The following is a 19,235-nucleotide window of genomic DNA, read 5'->3' as shown; positions in this document are numbered from 1 at the left end:
TGACCCCTTTTAGGTCTGGTTTTGCTTCGGAAGTCTTCGCTTTGGTGTCATTCCGTCCCCAAGTCGGCGGCGGTTTGCTTTGCTGTATTCCATAGGACGTTTGCCCATTGCCCATCGGGGAGAGCGGACAAAGGTATCTAAAAATCCTGAGCCGTTAAATGGCGTTACCGGTGACAGGTACGGCTTACCAAACGAGCGAAGACTGCATAAATGAATGGCAATGGCAAGCACCCCCACCACAACGCCGAACAAACCAATGGTTCCTGCAAGAATGATTAATGGAAAGCGCAACATGCGGATGGAAATGGCAAAGTTAAAACGCGGAATGCAAAATGATGCTATCCCCGTAATGGATACAATAATCACCATGGGGGCAGAGGCAATGCCCGCTGCCACCGCTGCTTGTCCAATCACTAACGCCCCAACGATACTGATGGCCGAGCCAACCGTCTTGGGCAAGCGAACCCCTGCTTCACGCAGCGCCTCAAATGTGATTTCCATGATGAGTGCCTCTGCAACAGCAGGCAGAGGTGTGACTTCTCTTGCTGCAGCTACCGACAGGAGTAACTTGGTTGGCAACATCTCTTGATGAAACGTCGTAATGGCCACATACAAGGCAGGAAGCAATAGAGCAAAATTTAAGAAGAGATAACGAAGCAACCGCAACGAACTTACAATCAGGTACCGCTCGTAATAGTCTTCCGCTGCCTGTAACGACATCCACAGATTAATCGGTGCCAGGAGTGCAAATGGGGAGCCATCCGTTAAGATGGCAAATTTCCCTTCGAGTAAGCTCGCAGCTACGACGTCAGGTCTTTCGGTGTTTTGAATTTGCGGGAATGGAGAAAATGGATTGTCTTCGATTAGCTCTTCGAGGTATCCTGAATCAATGACGGAATCCATTTCGAGACGCTCCAACCGTTTGTGCAATTCTTCTATAACCTCAGGGTCTGCAATACCCTCGATATACAAAATTGCCACACTCGTTTTGGTGTAAAGTCCAATCTCTTGCGATTCAACAATCAAATCGGGTGTTGGCAGCCGCCTGCGCACGAGTGAAATGGATGTCCCAATGTTCTCATTGAAGCCTTCTCTCGGTCCACGGATGACGGCTTCTGTATTCGGTTCTTCAATTCCCCGTTCTTTGCGTTTTACGATACTGGATCCAATCGCAGTTGAGTCCCCGTTGACAAGAAGCAGCACATACCCGCGCATGATGGCGTCAATGCCTTCCGGGATAGTCTTCACCTCCATGCTTTCGGAGATGGCAAGGTAGACTTTCTGTAATTCTTTCGTCGGCAGGTTCCGTTCTGAATCCTGAATCTTGGTGATTTTCGCCCTTGTGAGCGGCTGCAAAATGTACGCGTCGATGTGTTGGGAGTCTGCCATACCCTCACAATAGATGAGACAGGCATCTCGATTGTCGTACAGCGTGAACTGATAAAACACGATATCTGATGCCTTGTGGAACACCGTTCGAAATGAATCAATATTCACCCCAAGTCTTTTGGACAGCGGGGCTTTGTTATAAAATCTGTCGCTGCTTAGTCCGTGACGGATTGTCTCCAGTGCATAACGGTCTTTCGCTTTTCGCCGACGAAACACAGACAATCCGTATCCCTCCCTAAACGCTCTCTTCCTTAATTTGAGCGCACGGAAGGAAAATCATGTACGAGTTTGAATTCGTTTCATTTGGCTTACTGGCACGTGAAATAAGTCGATAAGAAGGACGGTAACTATAAAAGAAGACAAGTCCATCCCAAGAGAGCGATATGCGCCTGGGCATCTCGCCATGGTTAAAGCATGAGCATTTCATTAATCCTGGTTTCGGAGAACAATGCCGGTTTCGGACAACGCAAGGATACGATAGAATTTGAAATATAACCAAACTAGACGGGAGTATCTATGACGACACTACTGATTCTTGGGGTAGTTTTCGTGGTCTTCCTCGGGGCTCTTACACGAACCACCTTTGGGTTTGGGGAAGCCGTGGTAAGTATGCCACTTTTGACATTGCTTCCTGTCCATTTACATACTGCGATTGCATTGATGGGACTTGTCGGGCTCACCGTAGCCTTGCTTGCTGTATCAACGGGGTGGCGGCATATCAATCAGAGAGCCCTGATCCCGCTCGTTTGTGCTGCTCTTGTCGGAATCCCAGTTGGGCTTCTTCTGGTGAGCAGGGTTCCAACCCAAATCATGACTGGCTTGCTCAGCCTCGCATTGATGGCGTATGGAATATACTCCTTGACTCGGCATTTGTTCATCTCTACTGACCAAGGAGACAAACTGCAGCATACACTGTGGGGCTTGTTGTTTGGTCTTGCCTCTGGTGTGTTTGGCAGTGCCTATAACCTCAATGGTGTCCCGGTAGCGGTGTATGGGTCCTTACGAGGATGGAACCCTCAAGCATTTCGCAGTACCATGCAAGCCTACTTTTTCATATCGGGTGCACTCATTGTGACGGGTCAGGGCATCAATGGAATGTGGAATGCAAACCTATTCACACTTTACCTCTTTTCTCTGCCAGCAATGTTTGCAGGCATCCTCATTGGTACCGCACTTCATCGAAAGATTCCAACGGCGAAATTTCAGCGTTATGTATTTGTGCTGATAGCGGTTCTCGGATCTGTATTATTTATCAAATCTGTAGTCTGATCTTTGGCTCCACGCCCTGTCCTCCCCCTGTTCTCCTTGACTCGGATACAGTGGTGCAACATGGACATACTCATGAAAAACAGGGTTGTGGAGTCAAAGGATGCCCAATACTTATTCGAAGAAAGTCCGGCGGCCATATGTTCATATGTCCTCGTTCAATCTAAATCAGTTTCACTTGCGAAATCCCTGGATAGTCGTATGGTGGTCCTTCTCGTTTCCGGGCGCAGGTCACATGATGCTGTGTAAGTACTTTACAGGCTCAATGCTTATGCTCTGGGAGTTTGTCGTTAACGCCCAATCAAATATCAACTTAGCCATCATGCTGTCTATGACAGGACAGTTTGAAAAAGCGAAATCGGTACTGGAGCCGCGATGGTTCTTTCTTTATATGGGTGTCTATCTGTTTACTGCGTGGGACAGCTATCGGCTCAGCATCGATCTGAACAAACTCTATTTGGTGGCAGACCGCGAAGACGCATCCATTCTGCCTGCCTCAATCTCCACTCTGGAAAGCAATTACCTCGATGTCCGCAAACCATGGACAGGTGTCATTTGGTCTTGTATTACACCTGGGCTGGGACAGCTCTATTTCAACCGTCTTCCATCCGGATTTTACCTCTTGATTTGCTTCATTGTATCCATTTATGAATCGCATGTGGGGAATGCCCTGCTCGCAACCATGACGGGACACTTTGACTACGCTCGCTCAGTTTTGAACCCTGAGTGGCTCCTGTTTCTGCCTTCGATCTACGGAATTGCCTCATATGACGCGTTCGTCCTCATTAAGGAATTAAATAAACTGTTTAAAATTGAGCAGTCGCGCTTTTTATCAGATCACTACCAAAGCCCGAAATTCAAAATGCCAAAAGTAAATGTTGACAGGGAGATGTGAACGATGCACCTCGTGTCTGTATTTCAGCATTCCATTTATTTAGAGTTGGCCATTATTGATTTGGAACAGATGGGCATTGCGAAAGAAAACATCTTGGCGCTGCCGCTCGACAAGAACGGTCCAAACCCGCCTTCGTTCCAGGCCGCTCACGAAGACGCCGTCAGTTATGTTGATTTGGCTTTTATTCTAGCGATGGTGTTCATGTTGCTCGGTGGAATCTACGGCTTCATTTTGGCCTGGGGTCCGATTATCTGGGCACTCATCGGAATGGTGGTGGGTGCACTGTTGGGTTTATTCATCGACGTGTTCATCCTTAAGAAACGGAAACCGAAAAACATTCCAGCCGATGTGGTGATGATGGTGAATTGTCTAGACAACCAAGCAGAAGTTGTAGAAAAAATACTTTGGAGTCACCAAGCGCTTGGTGTGGCGAAGCAACCGGATTTGTAAGGATCATATAAAGTTGCCGCTTGTCCAGCCGCCACTTGGTGTCAAACATACAGCAACAGCAACAGCAGAAGGCCCCACTCGCCAGGCTCAATAGAACCTGTTCAGAGCGGGACCGCTATGGATCCATACGTATTGGCTTTGGCGCTTGACGGCAAACTCCCGGACGGGTGTCTCTCCTTCATTCACCGGCAGTTTGTTTATTTTTAACCGGTACGGAATTGATTCAACCATCACCTTCAGTTTACTATCTCTACGCGTACTTTTAACGCGGTAAACGGTATGGTACGGCAATCACTTTGACAGAACCACTCAGCAGCAGCCAGGCCATGAGGATGCTTCCAGTTTTGTTGTGAAGCAGTTTGTGCCACCATCGCTTCGTAATAAACTGTGGAACCACAACGGTGATATTTTCGTTATCGTACAAGTCCAATTCCAGTTCGATAAATCGCTGTATTCGTTTCGCCACAGCACGGTATTGGGAATGGATCACAATGAGCCGTACCCCTGAATGGAGTCGTTCCCACTCCGCACGGAACTTTCTCTCTTTCGCTTCCGCCACATCAACTGAATCCTGAGCAATGACCGTAACGGCAATCACGTTTTTGAAGTTGGCTATCGCATACTCCAGTGCATTCACCGAGGACTTGTTGACGGATGCAATGGGGACAATGGTGACACTGTGTTCCGCCACATGTAGTGGGCGGGTGAAGTCGTATTTCAAATCGTCTTTGACATGTTCGTAATGAACCCGAATCTTGCTAAAGGCGAATACCATCAGAGGCACGCATACAAATACGAGCCATGCTCCATTGGTGAACCGGGTGATTCCGAATATGAGGCATGCCGCTGCAGTCAGCGTAAAACCGATGATACTCATGGCCGCACGGCTCACCCAACGTGTGTCTTTTTCACGCAGCGTCCGAACGACCATACCGAGTTGCGAGACACTAAACGTGTAAAATACAGAGACACCGTAGAGGGGCATCAACTCGTTCACCTTAGCGTCAAACCCGATGGTGAGTACCAGAGAAATAAGAGTTAAAAATACGATGCCGTTGCTGTAGACGAGCCGGTCTCCTTTGTGTAATACCCACCTTGGCATGTATCCGTCTCTTGCCATCGAGGACCAGAGTGCAGGGCACCCAGTAAACGCTGTATTTGCCGCAATACCCAAGATACACATTGTCGCAAACGAGATGATAACAGTGACAACATACCCAAAGCCATGCGTCCCAAAAACCAACATGGACTCCTGGTTGATCAGCGGAATGTCGGGATTGTATGTCAGGCCGTGGAGCATCGCCACGCTTGAGACAATCAAAAACAAGAGACTCAATGTAACGACAAGTGTCAGTAACAGTCTCTGTGCTCGTTTAGAAGACGGGTCCTTAAACACAGGCACAGAATTAGAAACAGCTTCTACACCCGTAAGTGCACTGCATCCATTTGCAAACATCCGAAGGAACAAGAACAGACCCATGCCTTGTACAGCGTGCATTCCAACTGACGTCGGCATGTGAATGGACTGTGGGTGCGTCATTGCCTCAATCCCCGCTCCGACACCAAGCAGAAGAATACAGCCGATAAATACGTAGGTAAACGGTACAAATACGTTTGCAGATTCGCTTGTGCCCCGAAGGTTAATCAACATGATGATGAGTGTGAGGATGACATTAGCCAACATTTTATGAGAGCCAATAAACGGGACAACCGGACCGATGGCGTCAATGCCCGCTGCCACAGAGACAGCCACAGTCAATGTGTATCCGACGATCAGCGTCGATGCTGCCGACAATCCCCAGAACTTACCCAGGTCGTTTAGCCCGATAGCGTAAGCTCCGCCACCTTGCGGATAACTGTGAATGATATTTCGATAAGCAAGGTAGAGCAAAAAGGCCAATCCAATGATGATCAACGTTCCAATCATGGAGAACCCGAGGACGTTGGATATGTAGGCCTTGCTTGCGCTCGCCCCGATGACCACAACAAGAATGGACTCCATTTGATCTGTAGCATAAGCCACACTAGACAAGGCATCCGGTGTCATCACCGCCATGCCTTTCAACACGCCAATCTTCGCGTGACTTGTCTCTCTCGTTTTTAACGGACGACCAATGAGAATACGTTTGACTGCGGATACCAGGCTAATCACCCAATCCTACGTGATGTGAAGAACGGAAGTAGTATAGATCACAATTCGGAGATTAGCACCAGAAAAATTTTTGAACGAATTTGGCATGAAACATATGTGGGGTTATTCATACCGGAGTCACGCAGTGTACTAGGGATTACCCGGCCCATCAGGGTTAGGCAACCCCATCTAATCCGTTCGGTCATCCGGGCCGGGACAAACATGAACGCCGCCATGCTTCGCCGGTTGAGAGTGACCTAGAGCAGAACGGACACGTTCCATCACCCACTCGGTAAAGGCACGGTATTTGGGTATGGGTGTTGGTTCGGAATTGGACGGATGAGGCTCAAGATAACTGCTCACGCCTCTTTCAATGGCTGAAGCCATTCGCTTTTGGTACAACGGGTCGGTTAGCAACCCCGCCTCCTTGTTGTTACTCATGAACCCAAGTTCAACCAACACACACGGTTCTTTGGTACGTTTCAGGAGGTAGATAGAACTGGCACTCGGAAACGCACTCGCTTTTATGTTTGCCTGATGAAGGGATCTGTAAATTTGTTCCGCGAGTCGTGCACCCTCATCATTGCCGGGTTGAAATAACACAATCGCTCCTTCCGCTGATGGGTTTCGTGACCAATTGCAATGGACGCTGATGACCGCATCTCCATCCGCATGTTGAATCACGGCCAATCTGTTTACGAGGTCGGTTCGATGACGACGACCGCGCTTCTCATCCTGTGGGTCTGCAAAATCGTGATCGCCCATCCTTGTCATACAGACTTGGAACCCTCGTTTGGCGAGCAACTCGGCGAGTTCGGTCGAAACCTTCAAATTAATGTCCTTTTCGTACACGTTCGCACGGACTGCTCCCGGGTCTGGCGTACCGTGACCCGGATCAACCACCACCAGAGGCTCCTTGGTATTTTCCACTGGGGCTGCAAAAGCCATCTGTGTACGTAAGACAGACAACAAAACACATGTGCACACCGTTAAACCAGTGCGTACCCTGTTCTTTCCAGTAAGTATACGGTTGTTCGGAAACGCCCCAAGCAGTCCCATGCTGACATACCCCTCGACGGATGCTGAGCATAAGCATACCCGGTCATTTCAAACTCGATGCATCTGGAACAGAAGATGGAAAATGTTTAAGATTGCAGGGGTTATGAGATGGTGTTACGCTAGGTCTACAACAGAACCCTGCGATGTTCGTGAAGCGTATTGTGTTTTAACCGATGCGCACGATAAGGGAACTTGCGTTCAGCCTTCAAACAAATGCCGCCTTAGCTTGCGGACTTGTGAAAATGCGGACAGAGTACCCACCTGCTTAGAGCAGGTTTAAAACCGTGGGCTTTACGGCAAAGCGGGACAGTTGTGATACATAGTCCATAAACTTGATAACGATGACGAAAGCCCCTCTTGCGTACGCGAGAGGGGCTTGTTGCAACATTCATATCGGCTCTGACTTCTTTAAGCAGGATGGCTGAAAGACGAGACAGCGGTCGATCCGACGGCTTAGTGTGCACTCTGCAACTTTCTCGGACTGCCGCGCAGAGACGACGTAATTGCCCCTACAATACAGACGAAAGCCGCTGCCCAAAAGACCACATGTAAGGCGGACATCATGGCGGATAAAGGGACGTTCGTGAGGGCGCCTGAAGCACGCGTCCCGGTTGCCGCAAACAGCCGATTTGAAAACAAAGAGACCGAAAGCGCAATCCCCAGCACCATACCGATGTTCCGAACGAGCGCGTTCAACCCCCCCACAAGACCTGCCTTCGCTCGAGGCGCAGTACTCATCAGACTGGAGTTGTTTGGAGACTGGAACATCCCCTGGCCAATACCGAAGATGGCCAGATGAAGTCCAACCAGCCAGACCGGGGCAGTCTGTGAGAGAAGCGTCAGCAGAAGAAATCCAGCTGCGTTTAATGCCAGGCCAGCGGTCGTAAGAACATACGGTCCGATTTTGTCTGACAACCAACCTGACAAGGGCGCAATGACCGCCATTGCCACTGGATTGGCCATCATTACGGTACCTGTAACTTGAGGACTTGCGTGCAGCACATCTTCCAAGTAAAACGGCATCATGGTGTTGATACAAAACAGCGAAACAAACGAGAGCATTGCTGCAATACTTCCTGTTGCAAACAAGCGGTGTTTGTAGAGTCCGAAGTCGATGATGGGGTTTTTCGCCATTCTCTCTCGAATCCCGAATCCGGCCAAAACAAGCATGGCAACAACAATCCCAAGCCAACTGCGCGTCGCTGTCCATCCCCACACATCTCCGTTAGAAACGGTATAAAGGAGAAGGACAATGCCAACGACAAATAACACAGAACCCGGGTAATCAAAACGGGACACCGTGGCCGATTCTGGTTTTCCTTTCGGCAAGAGGAATAAGCCTAGGACAAAGCCAATGATGCCAATGGGAACATTGACCCAGAAAATTGACGGCCACCCGAAATAGCCAATCAGTAATCCCCCAACGGCAGGACCCGTCAGTGAGCCGAGCGATACCATCGTACCGGTGATACCAAACGCTCGCCCCCTCTGATGCAAAGGAAACGTCATCACAACCAACGCTTGACTATTTGCCATCAACAGTGACGCACCGATGGCCTGCAGAATGCGGGATACAATCAGCATCGAAATGTTCGGAGATAGTCCGCAGAGAGCGGATCCTCCGGCAAATACCAGGAACCCGATATTGTAGAGGCGCCCCCGGCCAAACCTGTCCGCAAGGTTTCCAACCAGCGGCAGCATGGCACAAATCGTCAATAGATATGCTGATACCACCCATTGCACCACATGGAGTGGAATATGCATGGAGGAGGCAATGGTCGGAAGGCCGACGTTCGCGATGCTCCCATCCAAAGTCGCCATAAATGTCCCCACAGAGACATTCGCCAGAATCAACCATTTTTTCGAAACCCTGTCCGCAGATTCCGCTTCCATTGGCCCTTTTTGCGTCATGTCCGTCCCTCCATGCTGTCCATCCACGCTGCCCCTCCATGCTGTCCATCCACGTGTTCGGTCTGCTTGTTGGTCAGCCTTCCTTTGTAAGAGCGCGGAACTGAGCATTGACATTATCGTCGCAAAGTCCGCCGTGATAGCAGATAACCTTTTCAATGTCGAGCGCGTTGAACTTTTTCAGAGATTCCTGTGCTAGAGGTAAATCTGGTGTAGCTTGAACGTTTAAGCCGAGGAGTTTGCCGTTCTCACTGACAGTCGCATCGCCGGCAATCAATGTTTTTGATGGGATGTGGTACAAACTGATGTGACCAGGTGTATGACCTGGTGTAAACACCACTTGCACACCGCCAAAGAAAGGCAGAACATCGCCGTCGGCGACAACCTTTGTCACTTTGGCACTCGGCGGATTCGAGAAGATGGCTGAAGCTTGAGCACGCATTTCCTCCGGCAGGCTCTCCAGCATCTTTGCAACACGCTCGCGGTTCATCTTGATGGGTTCTTTGTCGCCTTCAATGTACGGCTGGTCTTCAACGTGTGCGTAAACTTCAACCGGCCCTTCCAAGGCTGTGAGTACATCCTGGATGCTCCCGATGTGATCAATGTCTTGGTGCGTCAAAATAACCCCGTCGATCCGCTGAAAAGGAACCCCCGCCTGCTCAACTGCGCTTTGGATCGCTGCGAGTTGTCCTGGCATGCCGGTATCCACCAAGATGGCATGTTCGTCGTCATAAAGGAGTGTGGGACAAATGGTGCTGCTTCGGCCCATCATATTCATTTCAAGTTCAAGCATTTCAACGCCGTTTGCGATTTTCATCTGTTCTCTGCCTCCTCATCAAATTGGCTCTCGTTACGTCCGAATAACAACACAAGACTGGCTTTCTGTTACATCCGTCCGAATAATATTCCAGACGACTCGAGACGATTTGAGACGATTTGGGCGAGTTGGTGGTCGCTATGTACTAGGTAAGTCGTACCCCGCCCCTATGTATACTATCGCTATCGGCATTCAAATCCAAATACTGAGCGGTACGTTTGGGCACCCATGAATCAGAAAGACCATCTCCTAGGCGCAGGCCTAAAAGATGGTCTAGATTCTCTCACACGATTCGGATTCCAAGTTCAATCACGCTCCTAAAGCCAGCTGAACCACCTTTGTTACAAGCATCACGACTGCAACAACCAGATACCCCCGCAGGGCAAGCATGCCGACCTTTTGCAATGATGACCACACAGGCTTTGGCAGTTCCGACAGCGGCGGCATCCGCCAGTTTGCACGTTCTTCCTGCGATGCGACATTCGGTACACCGGCCACGTTACGTACTACCAACCTCGTTGTTTCCACTTGTTCTATCGAATGAACTTGTGCTGGATGAACTGGTGCTGAGCCTCTTGCCGCCCTGCGTTTGATCATGATCCACCAGAACCCCGCGACGACCAGGGCCGCGACTAAGACAGCGGCTGTACTAACCGTTAAGACATGGACGTTCATATTCGGGAAGAAGGTTGTCGCCGCTAAGATCAAGGACAACATAATGAGAACACCCACAATAACACTGCTGACTGCGTTCAACCAAGGTTTGTTCACCCAAGGGCCTAGGACATGCTTGTCATTGCAGAGAAGCAGCAAAAACACTGTTGCGCTTGGCAGCAAGATGCCGGCCAGTGCCTGAACCCCCGTCGTGATGAGCCCAAGCGGTGCATGGGGAATCACAACTACCCCAGCAGAGATGAGGATAATGCAGCCATAGGCGACGTAAAAGCTCAATCCATCTTTTACCTTTCGATGGAGAGAGTGCTTGATGCCAAAGACATCACCGAATGCATAGGAGGTGGAGAGTGTTACCGCAGCAGCCCCAATCAACGATGCGTTCAAGAGCACAATGGCAAACAGGTCTCCTGCGGCTTTCGAGATGTGTACGGACAAGCCGTTCATGACTGTGCCAGAGTCAACAAAGTGCCCTGCCAAGCCCGTCTTCCCAAACGCAAATGCTGTGGTTGCAATGATCGCTGCGGCCCCGACCACAACGACGATTGACCCAATCACTGTGTCTGCACGCTCGTAGGACATCCAACGCGGAGTGAGCCGCTTGTCGATCACGTTTGACTGCTGAAAGAACAACTGCCACGGCGCTACGGTCGTACCAACCATCCCGATAATGAGCAGCAGCGCGTTTGATGTCAGTCCTCCCTGTACGCCGGGAACCAAGCCTTTCGCTACCACCGGCAGTGCCGGGTGACTCATGATAACTAAGGGAATGACAAGAAAGTTTGCCGCAATCATCAGGTACATGAATCGTTCCCATTTGCGGAAGCTTCCAGTGACCGTCATGGCAATCAGAAACACAGCTGCAAGCGCAACAGCCACGATGGGATGAATGCCGAAATGCTGCAACGCCATCCGAATTCCGATGAACTCCGTCACAATCGTCAGGAGATTAAGGATAAAGAGGTCGCCAACGGAGAAGGCACCCCAAAACTTTCCGAACCGTTCGAAGATCAACCTGGCATGGCCAACACCGGTTACCAAACCAAGCCGAACAACCATTTCTTGATTGACAATGAGTACCGGAACGAGCAACAGGAGAACCCACATCAAGCTCGTGCCAAAATTCTGACCCGCTTGAGCATAAGTGGCGACGCCGCCTGCGTCGTTATCACCGACCATGACGATGAGTCCTGGTCCCATAATCGCCAGCAGCGTCAAGATGCGGGCTTTCCATCCCTTGCGAGGGTTCGTGTCACTGACCCGAACTGTACCAAAAGCACCTTGAATGTCACCAACGTGAGCACTGTCGAGGACAGCACTGTTCTGCACAGCAAGATTCTTGCTCATGTTTATATACCTCCTTGAAGAAGAGATAGGAGGGACAGATTTGTCCAGCCTTCATGAATGGTCTAAGGGTTCCGCTTGTTGCACGATGAGAATCGATTCTGCATCGCTGATGACTAGGGCCGCCGTCCACACCTACCACCTCCTTCAAGGCAATTAAAAACCCCCTGGCAAATGCTCAGGGGGTCAGATCTGCATCAGAAAAAATCAGCAAATCATCGATATCCCCCCAAGTTGAGCTTTGGCACTATACGACCAGAGGAACCCCTCAACCACATTAAGTAAAGCCTTAAGCCGGCAGTACCTGTTCAAACCCGTTGGCGTCTTTCGACGTTTCTGGGCAGTGGCGTATGTTCGCATAGACGCCTCGCCTAACGAGGACTCGTTTTGGACTTTCATATTGTATGGGGATGAAAGACAGGTTGTCAGAGACACCCGACTATATTCTCCCCTGAAATCCGTGTTAATTGTGCGCCGATTTTTGACCGTTGTCAATCACAAAAAATGTCGGAAACGATCTCATAAGACCGAACGCGGGCAGCGTGATCGTAAATTTGTGAACTGATAATCATCTCATCGGCTTCTGTCTCCCGCAGGAACCGTTCCAGACCGGCACGCACCGTCTCCTTGCTGCCGACAATGGTGAACCGACTCCGTTCCTCAAGTGCGGCCTTCTCAAAGTCCGTGCAGATATCATCAATATTATCCACCGGAGGCTTCAATTGGGAAGGACGCCCACGCAAGAGGCTCAATACCGTCTGTTGCATCGATGTGGCAAGGCGGCGAGCTTCTTCATCCGTTTCTGCAGCAACCACATTGATACCAACCATGGCATATGGCTTTTCAAGGTCTGCCGACGGGCGGAAATTGCGACGATACAGTCCGAGAGCGGGCAAGGTGTAACTTGGCGAGAAGTGACTGGCAAAGCCGAATGGCAGCCCGAGATGACTGGCCAATCTGGCACTGAAGTCACTTGATCCGAGCAGCCAAATTGGGATGTTTAGTCCTTCGCCAGGAATCGCGCGTACCGCCCGCGTCGGCCCATCTCCAAGTGGCGCCAGGTAACCCCGAAGCTCCTCGAGCAGCTCTGGGAAGTCTTCGCCATTCCGATCCGGTGTCCTCCGCAGTGCCCGTGCCGTCAGATGGTCAGTGCCTGGGGCGCGCCCGAGACCGAGATCGATCCGGCCCGGATACAAAGACTCCAGTGTGCCAAACTGTTCCGCAATCACCAGCGGTGAGTGGTTCGGCAGCATAATGCCGCCCGATCCGACGCGAATGGTCGACGTCCCGCCGGCGATGTACCCTATCACCACAGCTGTTGCCGAACTTGCAATCCCAGGCATGCCGTGATGTTCGGCTACCCAGTACCGTGTATAACGAAATTGTTCGGCATGCCTGGCCAAGTCAAGGCTCCGGCTCAGTGCATCGCGAGCATCGCTTCCGACCACAATCGGAGCGAGATCCAAAACGGAAAAGGATATATCCCGCAGGGACTTGTTGTTTGATGGTTTATTTGAGGAACTGCTGTCTGATGTATGGGATGAATGTTCTGACATAATGAGCCTCCTTCAATACTGCGCCTTGTTACCAACCACCCGTCAGCATACTGCTTACGAGCGCGTTTACGCAAACTTGAGAGGGAGGCTCGTTACCCCGTGCACAATGAATCCGCGGGCAGGCTCAAGCGGATCGTCATTGATTCGAGACAGGTTCGGCAGTCTATCCAGAATGGTTTCAAGCGCAACACGCGCCTCCAGGCGGGCAAGTGGTGCACCAAGGCAGAAGTGCACACCATGTCCAAAAGCGATGTGTGGATTCGGGTTTCGTGTGATGTCAAATCTGTCAGCCTGCGCAAACCTTTCTTCGTCACGATTGGCCGATCCGATCCAAGCAATCACCCGCTCCCCTGCCGGGATTGTCCTGTCGGCGAGTGTCACGTCCTCTGTCGTCACTCGAAACATAGCCTGCACCGGAGAACGATACCGCAGCGTTTCTTCAAGCGCCCCCGGAATGAGGCTTCTATCCTCGGTCAACATCGCGTATTGGTCCGGGTGCTCGAGCAGGGTTCTCACTGCATTGCCGATGAGATTGGTGGTCGTTTCATTCCCCGCAACAAGCAAAAGCCAACAAAAAGAGAGGATATCCGCTTCACTAAGATGCTCGTTATCCTCCTCTGCTGCGAGGAGGGCTGAGATCAAGTCATCTTTGGGTTCTTGGCGCCTCTCTGCCATGATGTGATGGAAATACTCCGCCATCTCTTGATGCACGCGCCCTGAATCCGGGTTGCTTCCACCAATCATGTTGTCTGCCGACGCAACAACGACATCGGACCATTCCTTAAACTGCTTCCGATGCGAGCTTGGCACACCCAACAACTCGGCGATGACGATGACCGGCAGTGGGTACGAGAAATCCTCGACCAGATCAAAGGTGCCGTGTACGCTGTTATGGCCAGGTGCTCCGTGAGACCCATGTGGTCCATCAAGGCTACGCGCGCCGCGCTCGACAATCTGGTCAATCAGCTCATGCGCAATCTCCTTGATTCGTGGCTCGAGCGCTTCCACAGCACGCGGAGTAAAGGCCCGATTGACAAGCGACCGCAGTTTCGTGTGCCGCGGCGGATCGGTCGTAATCAAGCTCGAACCGTGTCTTGCCTCCGCAGACGCACTTTTGTCCGGAACACCGGATTGTCCGTATTGAGATGAAAAGCGAGCGTAATCGGACAAGACCGTCCGCACATCTGCATAGCGAAACACGGACCAGATATGCATCTGCTCCATATACATCACGGGCTGAGCTTGTCTCATGAGATGGTACACCGGGTATGGGTTCATCCGTAACTGTGGCGAAAACATGTCCATGCGTGAATCATCACCTTTCGATTGCGTTGGTGGCTCAGAGGGACTTAACCGCGATCGCGCTGGCCTCTTGTCTGTGTGAGCGACTTAAGAGAGCCGAAAGTGGCCCGAAGGCGGTCGCCGCCGACTGACCTGAGACCCCAACACGCTAACACCTGCTTTCCATTGTATATGACCACAATTGAAATCTAAATCGAAACCTGCATCACCCGTCTGCACGTTCCTCAAAAAGCCGACTTCCCGTCAGGGGTCCAGGAACATGCTTTGCGTACGGAGCCGGACGTCGATGATTGAGGACCTGACGGAGGCCCTGTTGTACGTCAAGGGATACCGAAACAACGCCGTGATGGCTGAGGTCCAAGCCAAGCTCCTCCTCCGTCTCGGTGACACGCAGCGGAACCAGCAATCCGATACCTTTCAGCGCAGCAAAGGTCACGCCAGAACCCCATACGCTGATAACGAGGGTACCAAGAAGTTGAACCAGAAACAGGTGCCAATGACCAGTCGTGATGAGTCCGCCCTTTGTGGCAAATAAACCGACCATTAAAGTCCCAAATACGCCGTTTAAGCCGTGGACGGGGACTGCCCCGACCGGATCGTCGATCCGAACACGCTCAAGCCACTTTGTTCCGAAGATCATCAGCACTCCTGCACCCGCACCCGTCAACAGCGCGGGCCAAGGCCCCATGTATGCACAACCTGCGGTGATGGCAACGAGTCCTGCGAGGATTCCGTTGATGGTTGCCCCAACGTCTGCTCGGTTATCGCGGAAGAGGGTGTAGAGCATCGCCGTTCCACCGCCTGCGATGGATGCCAGAAGGGTATTCACTGCAATCTGGGATATGTCGGAGGCCTGTGCGTTTAGTGTGCTTCCTGCGTTAAACCCAAACCAACCAAACCACAGGACGAACGTTCCGATGGCAGCGAGCGGCAGGTTGCTTGGAGCAAACGCCGTTGACTTCCCGTTCGGGCCAAACTTGCCCAGACGCGGGCCAACTAAAATCGCTCCAACCAAAGCCGAAAAGCCAGCCATGGCGTGGATCACGGTCGATCCGGCGAAGTCTTCCATACCGAGCCTTGCCAACCATCCACCCTGACCCCAGACCCAGTGACCCGAAATCGGGTAAATGAGTGCTGTCATGACGACAATGTAAACGAGATAGGCCTTAAAATTCATCCGTTCCGTCACCGCACCGCTCACAATACTGATTGCAGCAACAGCGAACGCAGCCTGAAAAAGCCAAAACGCAGTATGAGGAATGGTCGTTGGCAGCTGTGCCAAATGACCGGACAAAGCGAATCCCGAGCTGCCGACAATGCCATGAATGTCTTTTCCGAACATGAGACCAAACCCAACAACGAAAAATGCAAAGACACCAAAAACCAGGTCAGCAAGTACCTTCATGATAATGGACACATGGTTTTTGGAGCGAATGAACCCTGCTTCAAGCAGAGCAAATCCACCTTCCATAAAAAAGATCATCGATGCAGTTAGGACAACCCAAACCGTATTTAAGCCGAGTGTCAGTGTCGTGTTGGACATTTCAATCCCCACCGATAATGTTTTTTTCCATTATTCAACGAGGTGTATATTCAAACAACCGGATATGTCAAGATAGCTCACATCCACGATCGATGTAATCGATTTCATTTTCCGAATCCACAGTCTTTTTGATTTTGGCTGAATCCTACTGGCATGCAACGGGTTCACCTAGCTCCTCGACCAGCTTCTCGCCTAGCTTCTCGACCAGCTTCTCGACCAACACATCAGTCGACTTTTAGGGCCCGTTTCAGACCCTGGCCTGAGCTTAAAGTATGGTTGTGTCCAGTTCTGCGTATTACTGTAGAGAGACTGTACAAGAGATCTAAATTCAATTGGCATCACCCGTATTCGTGACATACCGGTTCTACATCCCACGTCACATGCAGCTTACACCCGTGCATTGCATAGCAGTCGTTCCAAACAAAGTCAGACAAAGGTAGGTCTTAATGGACTATACAAACTTGAACAATGTCGCGCTCATCAACATAGGTCTTCTTATTATCCGTTTGGTCATCGGCGTAACCTTTATTGGTCACGGAAGTCAAAAGCTGTTTGGTTGGTTTGGTGGATATGGTCCAGTGGGGTTTAGCCAGTGGCTCGAGTCTCTCGGGATGGGCTTTCACGGGAAGTTTTGGAGCATCGCTGCCGGGCTCTTTGAGTTTGTTGGAGGGCTTCTATTTGCGCTTGGTTTCCTGACCGGGGTCGGAGCCGGACTGATTATCATCGTGATGTTGGACGCCATTCTGATTGTGCATCGAAAGAAAGGATATTGGATCGACAACGGAGGATGGGAATACAATTTCGTCCTGATGGCAGTGGTACTCAGCGTGTCACTAATCGGGCCAGGTTCCTATGTACTGTTTAATCTGTGATGTACTGTTTAATCTGTGATGTTCGTCTCTTCAAGGGGACTGTGTCCAGGCGAGCCATATCTCGACGGTCCCCAATACGACAGTCGCCTTGAAGACGGTAGATTAGATACAGGTCCCTCTCTGTCGAATCAAGGGTTTACATCTCCCGCGAACATTTCCACATACCGCAAAGCAGTTGCTCTTCTCTGGTTCATCGGATCACCCTCTTTCAAGTGGATACCGCTCGAATATCCCCACGCACCGTCAATATATAATATTCGTTTTGATTTATTCGTTTTATATTGGTCATAATGATTGATGAGAAGAATGCACTTTTGATACAGTACATTCAAGGTATTTTTCTTTGAACGGAGGACTGCATAATGGAAGAGTTCAAGGAGAATTGTGAGTATCCGACACTCGCCGGTTTACCTGTCGATATCTGCATCTTTACAGTGATAACGGATCGGTTGCCTCAACCTGCGGATGTTGTGGATAAAAGATCGCTCAAGTCGTACCCTGCTAAGTGGCTGGAAATGGTCTTGGTCCAAAGACAGGGGAGTCCTTTTCAAGGAAAGTGGGCACTACCGGGAGGCTTTACCGACATTGAACACGAGAGCCTAGATAAAGCCGCAATCCGGGAACTCAAGGAAGAGACAAACCTCAAAGCCAGTGTCGCAGGTGGTGACTCTGCGAATCTGGATATCCACCTCGAACAATTGAAGGCCTATTATCATCCTGATCGCGATCCAAGAGGTTATATCCCGACAGTTGCGTATGTGGCCCTGGTCCATGAACGACTGCTTACAGACCTGCAAGCGGGCGGCGATGCCATGAAAGCTTCACTGTTCCGCGTACAGGCGGACAGTCATGAGGGACTGAGATTGATTTCGCAAGATGAAGCCACCATCCTCACGGATGACGACTTGGCCTTCGATCACGCAAACATTATCCGTGATGCACTACGGTTCCTCGAGAACAAGATGATGACGACAACCGTTGCTGCCACGTTGCTCCCACCAGAATTCACCATTGCTGAACTTCACCAGGTGATTCGGGCGGTAGTGCCGAGCTTCCGTGTATCGACGACCAACTTTGCACGCGATCTCGTGAAGACCAAGTCTAGAGACGGAATGTTAGAGGAAGTTCGGCACATCGATGGAACACCCAAAAAATCAAATCGGTATTCCGCTCGGCCTGCGCAGTTGTACAAGTTTAACGCAGCCTTTGAGGCGCACGTCTCCCTCTACCCGCGCTTTTGAGGCTATTCGATGCGAATGTTTTTGGTTTCTCGGTTCATTTCAGCGTGGCACATGGGACAGTGTGGCTTCTCTTCGTGGATAAATTCGTCACGAGACCAGCAGTTGCATTCCGTACACTGCCAGATCATTGTGTTGGCATAAACAGGTTCCACAGCAGGCTTTCTACGGCTGCCAAAGGGACTCATTCAACTACCTCCTCCAGATGATTGGGGTACTTGTTTGTCGGCACTTGCCCCTGTCATGTTCCGTGTTGCAGTGAAACGTAAAAGGGGACCGTTCCCGTGGTATCGCAGCGGATGCCCAAGGGAACAGTCCCATCAATTACTTAAACTCAAACAACATTTGCTGCTTGTGGACCCTTTGGACCTTGAACGATGTCAAACGTTACACGTTGACCTTCTTCAAGGGACTTGTATCCATCACGCTGAATAGCGCTGAAATGCACGAATACGTCTTCTCCACCCTCAACTTCGATAAAACCAAAACCTTTTTCTGCGTTAAACCACTTCACGATACCTTGATGCAATGCGATTCCTCCTTGTGTATTTCTACACACAGTATTTGTTCAAATGCGAAAAATATAAGCCGTTCTTTTGCACCCATATGAGGCGCAAAAATGAACGGCTCAACATGTTTACACAATAAGCACTATGGCCCTTGAACACCAATATCATACATCAAATCGTTGAAAAAATCCATCCACGCATTTTTTAAGCCCCCGAAGCACTCTCAAAATACCCCCATGAATATATCACCATGAAACCCATGTGTTTCCGGACGACAAAATAAT

General features: G+C 50.5%; 16 protein-coding genes, 1 other RNA gene and 1 riboswitch. Of the genes, 6 read left to right on the top strand and 11 right to left on the bottom strand.

Annotated features, from left to right (window positions below; translation table 11 throughout):
* Positions 1-9: 9 nt before the first annotated feature.
* Complete coding sequence (locus AN477_RS20405) at positions 10-1,605, bottom strand: spore germination protein (protein ID WP_245631914.1); 1,596 nt, start codon at positions 1,603-1,605, stop codon at positions 10-12.
* A gap of 300 nt (positions 1,606-1,905) precedes the next feature.
* Here AN477_RS20405 and AN477_RS20400 point away from each other — a divergent pair, with 300 nt between their 5' ends.
* The 3 genes from AN477_RS20400 to AN477_RS20390 all read left to right on the top strand — a co-directional run bounded on the left by AN477_RS20400 (position 1,906) and on the right by AN477_RS20390 (position 4,000).
* Positions 1,906-2,658 (top strand): sulfite exporter TauE/SafE family protein, encoded by a 753-nt coding sequence (locus AN477_RS20400; RefSeq protein WP_054971034.1) that lies wholly within the window; start codon positions 1,906-1,908, stop codon positions 2,656-2,658.
* Positions 2,659-2,890: 232 nt separating this feature from the next.
* A complete protein-coding gene (locus AN477_RS20395) occupies positions 2,891-3,550 on the top strand; it encodes a hypothetical protein (RefSeq protein WP_157062095.1) in 660 nt (219 codons plus the stop codon).
* Positions 3,551-3,553: 3 nt separating this feature from the next.
* The gene (locus tag AN477_RS20390) at positions 3,554-4,000 is read left to right on the top strand and encodes a hypothetical protein (protein WP_054971032.1); all 447 of its coding nucleotides are present in this window, start codon (positions 3,554-3,556) and stop codon (positions 3,998-4,000) included.
* A 262-nt stretch (positions 4,001-4,262) separates the two neighbouring features.
* Here the strand turns inward: AN477_RS20390 and AN477_RS20385 are convergent, their stop codons facing one another.
* Both AN477_RS20385 and AN477_RS20380 read right to left on the bottom strand, forming a co-directional pair.
* The gene (locus tag AN477_RS20385) at positions 4,263-6,152 is read right to left on the bottom strand and encodes an APC family permease (RefSeq protein ID WP_054971031.1); all 1,890 of its coding nucleotides are present in this window, start codon (positions 6,150-6,152) and stop codon (positions 4,263-4,265) included.
* A gap of 168 nt (positions 6,153-6,320) precedes the next feature.
* Positions 6,321-7,190: an N-acetylmuramoyl-L-alanine amidase family protein gene (locus AN477_RS20380; protein WP_054971030.1), complete on the bottom strand. Its 870-nt coding sequence runs from the start codon at positions 7,188-7,190 to the stop codon at positions 6,321-6,323.
* A gap of 132 nt (positions 7,191-7,322) precedes the next feature.
* On the opposite strand from AN477_RS20380, the gene ssrS reads away from it, so the two are divergent.
* A non-coding RNA gene (gene ssrS, locus AN477_RS24005) (6S RNA) lies at positions 7,323-7,502 on the top strand.
* A gap of 141 nt (positions 7,503-7,643) precedes the next feature.
* Here ssrS and AN477_RS20375 read toward each other — a convergent pair.
* The 6 genes from AN477_RS20375 to AN477_RS20350 form a co-directional block, all read right to left on the bottom strand.
* Positions 7,644-9,128 (bottom strand): MFS transporter, encoded by a 1,485-nt coding sequence (locus AN477_RS20375; RefSeq protein WP_245631911.1) that lies wholly within the window; start codon positions 9,126-9,128, stop codon positions 7,644-7,646.
* A gap of 46 nt (positions 9,129-9,174) precedes the next feature.
* A complete protein-coding gene (locus AN477_RS20370) occupies positions 9,175-9,915 on the bottom strand; it encodes an MBL fold metallo-hydrolase (protein ID WP_054971029.1) in 741 nt (246 codons plus the stop codon).
* 309 nt (positions 9,916-10,224) lie between these two features.
* Entirely contained in the window at positions 10,225-11,934 is a 1,710-nt protein-coding gene (locus AN477_RS20365) for an NRAMP family divalent metal transporter (protein ID WP_054971028.1), read from the bottom strand.
* Between the two features lie 216 nt (positions 11,935-12,150).
* Positions 12,151-12,317, bottom strand: a riboswitch (M-box (ykoK) riboswitch).
* Between the two features lie 105 nt (positions 12,318-12,422).
* Positions 12,423-13,487, bottom strand: coding sequence for an LLM class flavin-dependent oxidoreductase (locus AN477_RS20360; RefSeq protein ID WP_054971027.1), 1,065 nt, complete (start codon positions 13,485-13,487; stop codon positions 12,423-12,425).
* 66 nt (positions 13,488-13,553) lie between these two features.
* Positions 13,554-14,792 (bottom strand): cytochrome P450, encoded by a 1,239-nt coding sequence (locus AN477_RS20355; protein WP_054971026.1) that lies wholly within the window; start codon positions 14,790-14,792, stop codon positions 13,554-13,556.
* Positions 14,793-14,994: 202 nt separating this feature from the next.
* Positions 14,995-16,332, bottom strand: a complete 1,338-nt coding sequence (locus AN477_RS20350; protein WP_083486522.1) for an ammonium transporter — start codon at positions 16,330-16,332, stop codon at positions 14,995-14,997.
* Positions 16,333-16,778: 446 nt separating this feature from the next.
* Here AN477_RS20350 and AN477_RS20345 point away from each other — a divergent pair, with 446 nt between their 5' ends.
* A complete protein-coding gene (locus AN477_RS20345; RefSeq protein ID WP_054971025.1) occupies positions 16,779-17,204 on the top strand; it encodes a DoxX family protein in 426 nt (141 codons plus the stop codon).
* Positions 17,205-17,566: 362 nt separating this feature from the next.
* Entirely contained in the window at positions 17,567-18,445 is an 879-nt protein-coding gene (locus AN477_RS20340; protein ID WP_054971024.1) for an NUDIX hydrolase, read from the top strand.
* Positions 18,446-18,447: 2 nt separating this feature from the next.
* Here AN477_RS20340 and AN477_RS20335 read toward each other — a convergent pair whose 3' ends face one another.
* Both AN477_RS20335 and AN477_RS20330 read right to left on the bottom strand, forming a co-directional pair.
* Positions 18,448-18,630 (bottom strand): cold-inducible protein YdjO-related protein, encoded by a 183-nt coding sequence (locus tag AN477_RS20335; RefSeq protein ID WP_054971023.1) that lies wholly within the window; start codon positions 18,628-18,630, stop codon positions 18,448-18,450.
* A 146-nt stretch (positions 18,631-18,776) separates the two neighbouring features.
* Entirely contained in the window at positions 18,777-18,971 is a 195-nt protein-coding gene (locus AN477_RS20330) for a cold-shock protein (protein ID WP_054971022.1), read from the bottom strand.
* Between the last annotated feature and the right edge of the window lie 264 nt (positions 18,972-19,235).

Source organism: Paenalicyclobacillus ferrooxydans (assembly GCF_001399675.1).
In the GTDB taxonomy this organism is placed as follows: domain Bacteria; phylum Bacillota; class Bacilli; order Alicyclobacillales; family Alicyclobacillaceae; genus Alicyclobacillus_B; species Alicyclobacillus_B ferrooxydans.
Note: the sequence above shows the minus strand (reverse complement) of the source record. Positions and strands in the feature narration are given on the sequence as shown.